Genomic DNA, 12697 nt, shown 5'->3' on the forward strand with positions numbered 1-12697 from the left:
GCCTCACTCCCCCTCCCCCACGATCTCCCGAGCCAGCGCCACCAGCGCTTCCGTCGCCGGGTGCGGGAAGGCGTCGCGCCACGCCAGGACGACCGGCAGCGGGGGCGCGTCCGGGAGGGGGCGGTACGTGACGCCCGGGTGGGGGTGGAGGGCCGCCGTCGAGGCGGAGGAGACGCCGATGCCCCGGCCGGCGGCGATCGCCGTCAGCCAGTCGTCGGTGTTGGCGACCGTCAGGGTGGCCGCCGGGCGGCCACCGGCCGGCCAGAGCGCGAGGGTGGTCGTGCCCGAGACGGTGTTGAGGACGACCGTCTCGCCCGCGAGGTCGCCGAGGGAGAGCCCGGGACGGTCCGCGAGCGGACTGTCGGCGGGCAGCGCGACCACCCGTTCCTCGGTGGTGAGTTCCGCCGTGACCAGGCCGGGTGCCTCCACCGCCCCGCGCAGCAGCGCCGCGTCGACCTCGCCCCGGGCGAGGCCGGCGGTGCGGTCGTCGACGCGGAGGAGTTCGAGCGGGGTCTCGGGGTGGGCGCGCTGCCAGCGCCGGAGCAGGGGAGTGGTGTACGCGCCGAAGGCCGACCAGGCGTGCCCGAGGCGCAGCGGGCGGTGGCGCAGCCGCGCCGGGTCGACGGCCGCCTCGAAGGCGGCGAGAGCGGCGGCCGCCCGGTCCTGGAACGCGCGGCCTTCGGCGGTGAGCGCGAGGTGGTGCGTGGAGCGGTCGACGAGCCGGGCGCCGAGGTGCTGCTCCAGGGCGGCGAGCGTGCGCGAGACGGCGGGCTGGGTGAGGTGGAGCCGGGCGGCCGCCCTGGTGAGGCTGGACTCCTCGGCGATGGCGAGGAAGCAGCGGAGGTGGCGTAGCTCGATGCTCATGCGTCCGGAGCATAACCGCAGCACAATCGGCATTTCCGCTGCCGCGCGGAGGCTCGTAGCGTGGAGAGGGAATCCGGCTGCGGGCCGGAACGGGGGTGCATTATTCTGGACTGAGAGTCCAGTGCATTGAACTAGCGTGCGTGGTGAGGAGCCGTCGGTGGACAGTCCGGTCAAGGAGGCCTCGGCCGCCGCACCTGCCGCCGTGCCTCAAGCGGGCCCTGGGCCTCAAGCGGCCCCCGGGGCGCGGTCCGAGGCGGCGCATTCGCGGGCCGCCGCCCCGCTCGCGGCCGGTCACCGGCTCGGGCCCGTGGCGCTCGTCGTCGCCGGCGGGCTCTCCGTGCAGTTCGGTTCCGCCGTCGCCGTCCTGCTCATGCCCCGCGCGGGCGCGCTCGGGGTCGTGACCCTGCGGCTCGTGCTCGCCGCCGCCGTCCTGCTGATCGTCTGCCGGCCCAAGGTCCGCGGCTACGGCCGCGCCGACTGGGGGACGATCGTCGCCTTCGGCGCCGCCATGGCCGGCATGAACATCCTCTTCTACCAGGCCGCCGACCGGATCCCGCTGGGCGCCGCCGTGACCCTGGAGGTCCTCGGCCCGCTGATCCTCTCCGTGGCCGCGTCGCGTCGGCTGATGAACCTCCTGTGGGCCGGGCTCGCCCTCGGCGGCGTCGTCCTCCTCGGCGGCGGCGGCTTCGACCGCCTCGATCCGCTCGGCGCGGGCTTCGCGCTCGCCGCGGGCGTCATGTGGGCCACGTACATCGTCTTCAGCGCACGCACCGGCCGCCGCTTCCCGCAGGCCGACGGGCTCGCGCTCGCCATGGCCTTCGGAGCCGTCCTCAGCCTGCCGCTCGGGATCGCGGAGGCGGGCGACAAGCTCCTCGTGCCGTCGACGATCGGCCTGGGCCTCGCCGTCGCGCTAATGTCCTCCGTCCTCCCGTACACCCTGGAACTCCTCGCGCTGCGCCGCCTGCCCGCGCCCACCTTCGCGATCCTGATGAGCCTGGAACCGGCCATCGCGGCGACGGCCGGCTTCCTCGTCCTCAGCCAGGCCCTGTCCGGCACCGACGCCCTCGCCATCGCCCTCGTCATCGGGGCGAGCATGGGCGCGGTCCGCACCCAGGCGCGTCGGGCCCGCGCCGAGTAGCTTCGGCGGGGGCCAGTCGTCCCTCGCGAGACGCGCCGCCGGCCGGTCGAGGCGGTGCTCGCGGGCACTGCGCCTGCGCCCTGCCCGCCCCTAGACTCCGCGCATGATCGCCGAACTCCAGTGCCTCGTCCTCGACTGTTCAGCGCCCCGGGACCTCGCCGCGTTCTACCGCGCCGTGCTCGGCGGGGACGTCGACCGGCCGGACCCGCGCTGGTCCCTCGACGAGAACTGGTCCACCCTGCACACCCCCGGCGGGCTCGTCCTCTGTTTCCAGGGCGTCGCCGATCACCGCCCGCCGGCGTGGCCGGACCCGGAGCGTCCCCAGCAGTTCCACCTCGACTTCGGCGTCGCCGACCTGGACGCGGCCCAGGAGGAGGTCCTCGCGCAGGGCGCGAGGCTGCTCGACGACGGGGCGGGGACGCGGAGCTGGCGGGTGTACGCGGACCCGGCGGGGCATCCGTTCTGCCTGGTCAGGCACTGACCCGATCCTGTCGTTCCATGGCCGCCGGGCTGTTGAGGGGGCCGGGGGCGGGCGCTGATCATGGAGTGGTTCTCAGTCGTACGAGGAGGGGGAGCCGACCATGGCCCTGGAGATGCGAGACCGTTGCGAGCGCTGTGAGACCGAGGCCCTGACGCCGGACGGGCCCGCCCGGATCTGTTCGTACGAGTGCAGCTTCTGCGTCCCTTGCGCCGACGCGATGGGCGGCGTCTGTCCGAACTGCGGCGGCGAGCTGGTGGCCCGGCCGCGGCGCGTCCGCTCCTGAGGGGCCGGGGCGTGCCGTGAGCGTCCCTGCCGTACGGCTGGTCGCCTCACGGAGGAAGCGGAGGGGGTCCGGCCCGCCTAGCGCCCCGAAGCCCCCAGAAACTAAAGCAAGCACGCTTGATTGTTTCTGGTCCCGCTGGCATGCTCCTCGGCGAAGGCCCGTGACCGCCCGTCCCCCGAGGGGAGCGCACCGTGTCCGACCCCGCCGTCGTCCTCGACGACCTCCGCGCCGAGAGCGAAGAACTCGACCGTCTCGTCGCGGAGTCGACCGAGGAGCAGTGGGGTACGCCGACCCCCGCGCCCGGCTGGACGATCGCCCACCAGATCGCCCACCTCGCCTGGACGGACCGGGCCGCCCTCCTCGCCGCCACCGACGCCGAGGCCTTCGCCGCCGAGACCGCGAAAGCCCTCGCCGCCCCCGACCGCTTCGTCGACGAGGGCGCCGAGGAGGGCGCCGGGCTGCCGCCCGCCGAGCTCCTGGCCCGCTGGCGCGCCGGCCGCGAGCGGCTCCAGGAGGCGCTGCGCGCGGTCCCGCCCGGCGTCAGGTTCCCCTGGTACGGGCCGCCGATGAGCGCCCCCGCCATGGCCACCGCCCGGCTGATGGAGACCTGGGCGCACGGCCAGGACGTCGCCGACGCCCTCGGGGCGGCCCGCCCGCCCACGGCCCGGCTCCGGCACATCGCCTGGATCGGCCACCGGGCCCGCGACTACGCCTTCCTGGTACGGGGCATCCCGGCGCCCGCCGAGCCCTTCCGCGTCGAACTCGTCGCCCCCGACGGCCGGTTGTGGGCGTACGGCCCCGAGGGCGCCGCCCAGAAGGTCACCGGTCCAGCCCTCGACTTCTGCCTCCTCGTCACCCAGCGGGTCCACCGCGACGACACCGCCCTGGTCGCCGAGGGCGAGGACGCCGAGCGCTGGCTCGGCATCGCCCAGGCCTTCGCGGGCCCGGCGGGCGCGGGTCGTACGCCCAGGGAGGCCGGGGCGTGATCCGTATCGGCAACGCCTCCGGCTTCTACGGCGACCGTTTCGACGCCGTCCGCGAGATGCTCACCGGCGGCGGGCCCGGCGGCGCACTCGACGTCCTCACCGGCGACTACCTCGCCGAACTGACCATGCTCATCCTCGGCCGCGACCAGCTGAAGGACCCGGCCGCCGGGTACGCGAAGACCTTCCTGCGGCAGATGGAGGAGGGCCTCGGCCTCGCCCACGAGCGGGGGGTCCGGATCGTCGCCAACGCGGGCGGCCTCAACCCCGCCGGGCTCGCCGACGCCCTGCGCGCCCTCGTCGCGAAGCTCGGCCTGCCGACCCGCATCGCCCACGTCGAGGGCGACCGGCTGCCCGCCCGGGACGGCGCCCTCGCCGCCAACGCCTACCTCGGGGGCGCCGGCATCGCCGCCTGCCTCACGGCGGGCGCCGACGTCGTCGTCACCGGCCGGGTCACCGACGCGGCCCTCGTCACCGGGCCCGCGCAGTGGCACTTCGGCTGGAGCCCGGAGGCGTACGACGAGCTGGCGGGCGCGGTTGTCGCCGGGCACGTCCTGGAGTGCGGCACCCAGGCCACCGGCGGCAACTACGCCTTCTTCCGGGGCCATGACGTGCGCCGCCCCGGCTTCCCGGTCGCCGAACTCCACGCGGACGGCAGCGCGGTCATCACCAAGCACCCCGGCACCGGCGGCCTCGTCGACACCGGCACGGTCACCGCCCAGCTCCTCTACGAGACGGCCGGCGCCCGCTACCCCGGCCCCGACGTGACCGCCCGGCTCGACACCGTCCGGCTCACCCAGGAGGGCCCCGACCGCGTCCGGATCGAGGGCGCCCGGGGAGAGGCCCCGCCCCCGACGCTCAAGGTCGGGCTCAGCAGGCTCGGCGGCTACCGCAACGCGGTCGTCTTCGTCCTCACCGGCCTCGACATCGAGGCCAAGGCGGCCCTCCTCCGGGAGCAGCTCCACGACGCCCTCGCGAAGGACCCGCCGGCCGAGGTCCGCTGGGAACTCGCCCGCACCGACCGGCCGGACGCGGAGACCGAGGAGACCGCGAGCGCCCTGCTCCGGCTCGTCGTCCGCGACCGGGACCCCGACAAGGTCGGCCGCGCCGTCACCGGGGCCGCCGTCGAACTGGCCCTCGCGAGCTACCCCGGCTTCCACGTCACCGCCCCGCCCGGCAGGGGCGCCCCCTACGGGGTCTTCGAGTCGGCGTACGTACCGGCCGCCGAGGTCCCCCACACGGCGGTCCTTCCCGACGGGACCCGCCTGGACGTCCCCGTACCCCCGAGGACCCGCGAGCCGGGACCCGTACCCGACCCGGAGCTTCCGCCGCCGCTCCCCGAGGGGCCCACCCGGAGAGCACCCCTCGGCCGGATCGCGGGGGCCCGGAGCGGTGACAAGGGCGGCGACGCGAACGTGGGGGTGTGGGTCCGGACGGAGGAGGAGTGGCGCTGGCTGGCCCACACCCTCACGGTGGAGAGGCTCAGGGAACTCCTGCCGGAGACCACCGGCTTGACCGTCACCCGGCACCTCCTCCCCAACCTCCGCGCCCTCAACTTCACCATCGCCGGGATCCTCGGCGAGGGCGTCGCCTCCCAGGCCCGCTTCGACCCCCAGGCCAAGGCCCTCGGCGAATGGCTCCGCTCCCGCCACGTCGACATACCGACGGCCCTGCTCACCGCCCCTCCGGAGGAACCGTCGTGACCGTCCTCGCCTCCGCCCTCGACCCCACCGCCCCCGACCACGCCGCCCACCGCGCCGCCATGCTGGAGAAGCTCGCCGCCCTCGACGCCGAGCACGCCAAGGCCCTCGCGGGCGGCGGCGAGAAGTACACCGCCCGCCACAGGAAACGCGGCAAGCTGCTCGCCCGCGAGCGCGTCGAACTGCTCGTCGACCCCGACAGCCCCTTCCTCGAACTCTCCCCCCTCGCCGCCTGGGGCAGCGACCACACCGTGGGCGCCTCGCTCGTCACCGGCATCGGGGTCGTCGAGGGCGTGGAGTGTCTGATCACCGCCAACGACCCGACCGTGCGCGGCGGCGCCTCCAACCCGTGGACCCTGAAGAAGGCCCTGCGGGCCAACGAGATCGCGTACGCCAACCGGCTGCCGGTCATCTCCCTCGTCGAGTCCGGCGGCGCCGACCTGCCCTCCCAGAAGGAGATCTTCATCCCCGGCGGCGCCCTCTTCCGCGACCTCACCCGCCTCTCCGCCGCCGGCATCCCGACCGTCGCCGTCGTCTTCGGGAACTCGACGGCGGGCGGCGCGTACGTCCCCGGCATGTCCGACCACACCGTGATGATCAAGGAGCGGTCGAAGGTCTTCCTCGGCGGGCCGCCGCTGGTGAAGATGGCGACGGGCGAGGAGAGCGACGACGAGTCGCTCGGCGGCGCCGAGATGCACGCCAGGACCTCGGGCCTGGCCGACCACTATGCCGTCGACGAGGCCGACGCGATCCGTCAGGCCCGCCGGATCGTCGCCCGCCTCAACCACCGCAAGGCGCACCCCGACCCGGCGTCCGCGGAACCCCCGAAGTACGACCCCGAGGAGCTGCTCGGGATCGTCCCCGGCGACCTCAAGACCCCCTTCGACCCGCGCGAGGTGATCGGCCGCATCGTCGACGGCTCGGACTTCGACGAGTTCAAGCCGCTGTACGGGACGTCGCTGACCACGGGCTGGGCGCGCCTGCACGGCTATCCGGTCGGCATCCTCGCCAACGCGCGGGGCGTCCTGTTCTCCGCCGAGTCGCAGAAGGCCGCCCAGTTCATCCAGCTCGCCAACCAGCGCGACATCCCGCTCGTCTTCCTCCACAACACCACCGGCTACATGGTCGGCAAGGAGTACGAGCAGGGCGGCATCATCAAGCACGGCGCCATGATGATCAACGCGGTGTCGAACTCGAAGGTCCCCCACCTCTCCGTCCTGATGGGGGCGTCGTACGGCGCCGGGCACTACGGCATGTGCGGCCGGGCCTACGACCCGCGCTTCCTCTTCGCCTGGCCGAGCGCGAAGTCCGCCGTCATGGGCCCGCAGCAGCTCGCCGGCGTGCTCTCCCTCGTGGCGCGCGCCTCGGCGGCGGCGAAGGGGCAGCCGTACGACGACGAGGCCGACGCCGGGCTGCGGGCGCTGGTCGAGGCGCAGATCGAGTCCGAGTCCCTGCCGATGTTCCTCTCCGGCCGGCTCTACGACGACGGGGTCATCGACCCCCGCGACACCCGCACGGTCCTCGGGCTGTGCCTCTCCGCGATCCACACGGCACCGGTCGAGGGCGCACGCGGCGGCTTCGGCGTCTTCCGAATGTGAGGCATCAGGTGATCAGGACTGTCCTCGTGGCGAACCGGGGCGAGATCGCCTGCCGGGTCTTCCGCACCTGCCGTGACCTCGGCATCGCGACCGTCGCCGTGTACTCCGACGCGGACGCCGGCGCACTGCACGTCCGGGAGGCGGACACGGCGGTACGGCTGCCGGGGGCCGCGCCCTCGGAGACGTACCTGCGCGGCGACCTGGTGGTGAGGGCGGCGCTCGCGGCGGGCGCCGACGCCGTCCACCCCGGCTACGGCTTCCTCTCCGAGAACGCCGGCTTCGCGCGGGCCGTGACCGACGCCGGTCTGGTGTGGATCGGCCCGCCGCCGGCGGCGATCGAGGCGATGGCGTCGAAGACCCGGGCGAAGGAGCTCCTGGGGATCGCGCCCCTCCGTCCGGAGGACGTCGGCGAGGCCGACCTGCCCGTCCTGGTGAAGGCGGCGGCGGGCGGCGGCGGCCGGGGCATGCGGATCGTCCGGGAACTGGACGCCCTGGCAGGTGAGTTGAAGGCCGCTTCGGCGGAGGCGGCGAGCGCGTTCGGTGACGGCGAGGTGTTCGTCGAGCCGTACGTGGAGAACGGCCGTCACGTCGAGGTGCAGCTCCTGTGCGACGCCCACGGCACGGCCTGGGCGCTCGGCACCCGCGACTGCTCCCTCCAGCGGCGGCACCAGAAGGTCATCGAGGAGGCACCCGCGCCCGGTCTGCCCGCCGCGCTCGAAGCGAGTCTCCTCGACACGGCCGTCCGGGCGGCGAAGGCCGTCGGCTATGTCGGCGCGGGCACGGTCGAGTTCCTGGTCGCGGATGTCCCCCAAGCTCTCGGCTTCGCTCGAGCAGGGGGGACCCCCAAGGCGCACTTCCTGGAGATGAACACCCGCCTCCAGGTCGAGCATCCCGTCACGGAGGAGGTGTACGGCGTCGACCTCGTCGCCCTCCAGCTCGCCGTCGCCGAGGGCCGTCCGCTGCCCCCCGAGCCCCCGGCCCCGCGAGGCCACGCCGTCGAGGCCCGGCTCTACGCCGAGGACCCGGCGCGGGAGTGGGCGCCGCAGACGGGCGTCCTGCACCGCTTCGAGACCCCGGCGGGTGTGCGCGTCGACACCGGATACGCCTCCGGGGACACGATCGGCGTCCACTACGACCCGATGCTCGCCAAGGTGATCGTCCACGCCCCGACCCGGGAGGCGGCGCTCCGCAAGCTCGCCCACACTCTGGAGCGGGCCGTGCTGCACGGCCCCGTCACCAACCGCGACCTGCTCGTCGCCTCGCTGCGGCACCCCGAGTACGCCCACGAGGAGGCCCTCGACACGGGCTTCTACGACCGGAACCTGCCCGCCCTGCTCGCCCCGCCCCCGGACGGGCGGTACGCGGCCGCGGCCGCCGCCCTCGCCCAGGCGGCGGCCCGCACCGGCCGGTTCGGTGGTGGTTGGCGCAATCTGCGGTCGCAGGACGAGACGAGGACGTACGGCGACCACGAGATCCGCTACCGGCCGACCCGGGACGGCGGTTACGAGGTCACGTCCCCGGAGGGCGTACGGGTGGTGGAGGCGACGCCCGGCCGGGTGAGCCTGGAAGTGGCGGGAGTCGTCAGACACTTCGAGGTCACCGCGTACGAGGACACGGTCCACGCGGGCGGCCACCGCCTCACCGTCCACCCCCGCTTCCCCGACCCCACCGACCTGCGAGCACCCGGTTCCCTGCTCGCCCCGATGCCCGGCACCGTCGTCCGGGTCGCGGACGGCCTCGCCGTCGGCGACCGGGTCACCGCCGGACAGCCGCTGCTCTGGCTGGAGGCCATGAAGATGGAGCACCGCGTCATCGCCCCCGCCTCCGGCACGCTCACCGCGCTCCACGCCGCCCCCGGCCGCCAGGTCGAGGTAGGCGCCCTGCTCGCCGTCGTACAGACCGATGCACAGGAGGAAGTCCCCGCATGAGCACCCTCGTCGACACCCCCGAGCACACCGCACTCCGCGCCGCCGTCTCCGCGCTCGGACACCGCCACGGACCCGGCTTCGACCGGGCCGAACTGTGGGCCGAGGCGGGCAAGCTCGGATATCTGGGTGTGAACCTTCCCGAGGAGTACGGCGGCGGAGGCGGCGGCATGGCCGAGCTGTCGATCGTCCTGGAGGAGGCGGGCGCGGCCGGCGCGCCGCTGTTGATGATGGTCGTCTCGCCCGCGATCTGCGGCACGGTCATCGCCCGCTTCGGCACCGAGGAGCAGAAGCGGGCGTGGCTGCCGGGCCTCGCGGACGGGTCGAGGACGATGGCGTTCGGCATCACGGAGCCCGACGCGGGCTCCAACTCGCACCGCATCACCACCACCGCCACCCGCATCGAGGACGGCTGGGCCCTGAGCGGCCGGAAGGTCTTCGTCTCGGGCGTGGACATCGCGGACGCGACGCTTGTCGTGGGCCGCACGTCGGACGCCAGGACGGGCACCCTCAAGCCCTGTCTCTTCATCGTCCCGCGCGACGCGCCGGGCTTCGGCCGCCGGCACATCGAGATGGAACTCGACGCGCACGAGAAGCAGTTCGAGCTGACCCTCGACGACGTGCACCTGCCCTTCGACGCGCTCGTGGGCGACGAGGACGCGGGCCTGCTCCAGCTCTTCGCGGGCCTCAACCCCGAGCGGATCATGACGGCGGCCTTCGCGATCGGCATGGGCCGCTACGCCCTCGCGCAGGCGGTGAAGTATGCGAAGGAGCGCCAGGTCTGGAAGGCCCCGATCGGCGCCCACCAGGCCATCGCGCACCCGCTCGCCCAGGCGCACATCGAGCTGGAACTGGCCCGCCTGATGATGGCGAAGGCCGCGCACCTCTACGACGCGGGGGACGACATGGGCGCGGGAGAGGCGGCGAACATGGCGAAGTACGCGGCCGCCGAGGCCTGTGTGAAGGCGGTCGACACCTCCGTGCACACCCTCGGGGGCAACGGCCTCACACGCGAGTTCGGCCTCGCGCGCCTGATCACGGCGGCCCGGGTGGCCAGGATCGCTCCCGTGAGCCGGGAGATGATCCTCAACTACGTCTCCCACCAGACGCTGGGGCTCCCGAAGTCGTACTGAGCGGGCCCGGCTCGCCGGCGGGGGGCGGCGGGGCCGGTGCCTGACGTCTCATCTCGCCGATTCCGCCTCCGGTTGTGAAGACCGCGTGTACGATCCCTGCACTTCGCTCACGTCCGAGCGTCACGAGCCCCGGGAGAGGCGCGCGTGTACCAGAACACCCACCAGTTCCAGCCCCCGCCGCCGTGGACGCCACCCCGCCGCTGGTGGCAGCATCCCGCCCTGGTCATCACCCTGTTGGTGCTCTTCCCGCCCGGCGGCATAGCCCTGGCCTGGCTGAGCCGCTGGACCACCCGGACCAAGATCGTGGCCACGGTCCTGTCGGCCCTGTGGTTCCTCATCGCCCTCGCCGTCGACGACCCGCAGCAGAACGGCGTGGACGACCCGAAGCCCGCCGCGACGGTGACGGCCTCCGCGACCCCGACGCCCGCGCCGAGCACCGCCCCGACCACCCCCGAGCCGAGCCCGACCACCGAGGCGCCCACCCCGGACCCGACGCCCACCACCGTCGCGCCCACCCCGGAGCCGACCACCGCCCCGCCCCGGACCTCCGCCCCGAAGCCCACCCGCACCCGCACCCCGGAGCCGGAGCCCACCACCGAGGAGCCGGAGCCCGCCCAGACCACGGAGGAGGCACCCTCCGGCGTCCACTACGCCAACTGCTCCGCCGTCCGCGCTGCCGGCGCCGCCCCCATCCACATCGGCGAGCCGGGCTACGGCAGCCACCTCGACCGCGACGGCGACGGAGTGGCCTGCGAGCGCTGACGCGCCGTGAGGGGCCTGTAGGCGGACCGGCCCCGCAGCGGCGACGGCCCGCCCCGTGTGCCGGGGGCGGGCCGTCGAGGGCGGGTCGGATCAGCTGACGTGCTCGTACTTCCAGCCCGTGGCGATCTTGACGCGGGCGGCGAACGTCGCGGCGCCGCCGCGGCCGGTGGCCGAGTAGCGGTAGACGTCACCGCCGGAGGTGACCGCGACCAGATCGGCCCGGCCGTCGCCGTCGATGTCGCCCGGTCCGGCCAGGTGCGCGTACCCGCCCCAGCCCGCGCCGATCAGGACGCGCGCGGCGAACGGCGCGGTGGCCGATCCGGTGCCCGGGTGCACGTACAGGCGGTCGTCGTAGCGGGAGACCAGGTCGGGGCGGCCGTCACCGGTGACGTCACCGGTGCCGACCAGCGTGTCCGTCTTCCAGCCCGTGGCGACCTTCACGGCCGCGCCGACGCGGGTCGGCGTCTCGTTCTTGATGCCCGCGTGGAGGAACAGGCTGCCCCACGCGTCCAGGCCGAGGACGTCGGCCTTGCCGTCGCCGGTGACGTCGCCGACCGAGAGCCGGACGGCGTAGTCGCGGAAGACCGGGCTGCTGGAGACCTGGTTGCCGGTGCTGTCGCCGCTCCAGCTCCACAGACCGCCGTTGTCGGCGGTCAGCAGGGTGGCCCGGTCGTCGGCTTCCAGGGCGTGGACGCTGGACGTCGTCCAGTGGTACGCCCACTCGCCGTCGAAGCCGAACTGCCGGGGCGCGGTGAAGGTGCCGTTGGTGAGCGTTCCGTAGGTGTAGGAGTTGCCCGCTCCGTTCACGACGTAGAGGCTGTGCTTGCCGTAGGCCGGCACACCGCCCTGGCCGAGGTAGTACGAGAGGTTCTGGCCCCCGCCGCCGTAGTACGTCCGTGTCCCGAACTTCCCGCCGCCGGTGGAGAGGTACCGGTAGAAGGCACCGCTGTACGTGCGGGCCAGCAGATCGCCCCTGCCGTCGCCGTTCAGGTCGTCGGCGCCGATGATCTGGTTGTACGTGTTCCAGCCGCCGCCGATCCGGACGCGGGCCTTGAACGGGGTGGTGGCGGAGCCGGTGCCCTTGTAGAAGTAGAGGTCACCCGCCGGTGTCCGGGCCACGAGGTCGGCGATCGTGTCGCCGTCGAGGTCGTTGGTGCCGACGAGCTGGTCGTAGATCTGCCAGCCTCCGCCGATCGCGACGCGCGACGCGAAGGGACCCCGGTAGTCCACGCTGCCCTTGCCCGTGTACAGGTAGAGCGTGCCGGACTGGGTACGGGCCAGCAGGTCCTGGCGGCCGTCCTTGGTGAGGTCGCCGGGGGCGAGGACCTTGTTGTAGATCTGCCAGCCGCCGCCCTGCCAGACGACCCCCTTGTCGGTCTCCGTGGGACTCACGGCGGAATGCAGCCGGAGCGTGCCGTCGGAGCGGAGCGTCAGCAGCTCCGGGGCGCCGTCGGCGCCCCACAGGTCGTCCGCGGGCAGGATCTCCTCGCTGACGGCGCCGTTGAGATCGTCGGCGCCGATCGTGAACGGTGCGCCGCCTGTCTTCGACAGGATGATCGTCAGCTTGCCGGTGGTGGCCGACCGGTAGATCCGGTCGCTGCGGCCGTCGCCGTCCCGGTCGAACCGGGGCTTCGCGACGGCCGTGGCCGCGGCCGGGACGACCGGGGGGTCGGTGGCGAGCGGTGCCGCGACGGTCGCGGACACCAGGCACGTGCCGAGCGCGAAGGTGGTGCAGGCCGCCAGCCGACGCGTTCGGCGCGGGTGGTGCGTGTGGTGCAAAGTCCCTCCCGGGACGGGGGCGGAGTGTGGGCGTCCGGATCCTAAGGACCG

Annotated in this window: 11 protein-coding genes; 9 read left to right on the top strand and 2 right to left on the bottom strand. The window is 74.1% G+C overall.

What is annotated here, in order from left to right; genetic code table 11:
* Nucleotides 1-3: 3 nt before the first annotated feature.
* Nucleotides 4-864 carry a LysR family transcriptional regulator gene (locus ACZ51I_RS22825; RefSeq protein ID WP_468878805.1) on the bottom strand — a complete coding sequence of 287 codons (861 nt, stop codon included), beginning with the start codon at nt 862-864 and terminating at the stop codon, nt 4-6.
* Between the two features lie 202 nt (nt 865-1066).
* Here ACZ51I_RS22825 and ACZ51I_RS22830 point away from each other — a divergent pair, with 202 nt between their 5' ends.
* The 9 genes from ACZ51I_RS22830 to ACZ51I_RS22870 all read left to right on the top strand — a co-directional run bounded on the left by ACZ51I_RS22830 (nt 1067) and on the right by ACZ51I_RS22870 (nt 10867).
* On the top strand, nt 1067-2002 hold the full coding sequence (locus ACZ51I_RS22830; RefSeq protein WP_468879628.1) for an EamA family transporter: 936 nt from the start codon (nt 1067-1069) through the stop codon (nt 2000-2002).
* Nucleotides 2003-2105: 103 nt separating this feature from the next.
* On the top strand, nt 2106-2483 hold the full coding sequence (locus tag ACZ51I_RS22835; protein ID WP_468878808.1) for a VOC family protein: 378 nt from the start codon (nt 2106-2108) through the stop codon (nt 2481-2483).
* A 100-nt stretch (nt 2484-2583) separates the two neighbouring features.
* Entirely contained in the window at nt 2584-2766 is a 183-nt protein-coding gene (locus tag ACZ51I_RS22840) for a DUF1272 domain-containing protein (RefSeq protein WP_468878810.1), read from the top strand.
* 191 nt (nt 2767-2957) lie between these two features.
* Nucleotides 2958-3752, top strand: a complete 795-nt coding sequence (locus ACZ51I_RS22845; protein WP_468878811.1) for a TIGR03084 family metal-binding protein — start codon at nt 2958-2960, stop codon at nt 3750-3752.
* On the top strand, nt 3749-5452 hold the full coding sequence (locus ACZ51I_RS22850; protein WP_468878814.1) for an acyclic terpene utilization AtuA family protein: 1704 nt from the start codon (nt 3749-3751) through the stop codon (nt 5450-5452). The genes ACZ51I_RS22845 and ACZ51I_RS22850 overlap by 4 nt, the downstream gene beginning before the upstream one ends.
* Nucleotides 5449-7047: an acyl-CoA carboxylase subunit beta gene (locus tag ACZ51I_RS22855; protein WP_468878817.1), complete on the top strand. Its 1599-nt coding sequence runs from the start codon at nt 5449-5451 to the stop codon at nt 7045-7047. Before ACZ51I_RS22850 ends, ACZ51I_RS22855 begins: the two co-directional genes overlap by 4 nt.
* Nucleotides 7048-7055: 8 nt before the next feature.
* Nucleotides 7056-8975 (top strand): acetyl/propionyl/methylcrotonyl-CoA carboxylase subunit alpha, encoded by a 1920-nt coding sequence (locus ACZ51I_RS22860; protein ID WP_468878819.1) that lies wholly within the window; start codon nt 7056-7058, stop codon nt 8973-8975.
* Complete coding sequence (locus ACZ51I_RS22865; RefSeq protein WP_468878822.1) at nt 8972-10105, top strand: acyl-CoA dehydrogenase family protein; 1134 nt, start codon at nt 8972-8974, stop codon at nt 10103-10105. The genes ACZ51I_RS22860 and ACZ51I_RS22865 overlap by 4 nt, the downstream gene beginning before the upstream one ends.
* A gap of 144 nt (nt 10106-10249) precedes the next feature.
* The gene (locus ACZ51I_RS22870) at nt 10250-10867 is read left to right on the top strand and encodes an excalibur calcium-binding domain-containing protein (protein ID WP_468878824.1); all 618 of its coding nucleotides are present in this window, start codon (nt 10250-10252) and stop codon (nt 10865-10867) included.
* A 90-nt stretch (nt 10868-10957) separates the two neighbouring features.
* On the opposite strand, the gene ACZ51I_RS22875 is transcribed toward ACZ51I_RS22870, so the two are convergent.
* Entirely contained in the window at nt 10958-12646 is a 1689-nt protein-coding gene (locus ACZ51I_RS22875; RefSeq protein ID WP_468878826.1) for an FG-GAP repeat domain-containing protein, read from the bottom strand.
* Nucleotides 12647-12697 lie beyond the last annotated feature (51 nt).

The organism is Streptomyces sp. NPDC034084, from assembly GCF_055575535.1.

What these genes read in the sequence shown, in the direction of transcription:
- ACZ51I_RS22825 (WP_468878805.1), bottom strand. Translation starts at nt 864, where the DNA reads ATGAGCATCGAGCTACGCCACCTCCGCTGCTTCCTCGCCATCGCCGAG.
- ACZ51I_RS22835 (WP_468878808.1), top strand. Translation starts at nt 2,106, where the DNA reads ATGATCGCCGAACTCCAGTGCCTCGTCCTCGACTGTTCAGCGCCCCGG.
- ACZ51I_RS22840 (WP_468878810.1), top strand. Translation starts at nt 2,584, where the DNA reads ATGGCCCTGGAGATGCGAGACCGTTGCGAGCGCTGTGAGACCGAGGCC.
- ACZ51I_RS22865 (WP_468878822.1), top strand. Translation starts at nt 8,972, where the DNA reads ATGAGCACCCTCGTCGACACCCCCGAGCACACCGCACTCCGCGCCGCC.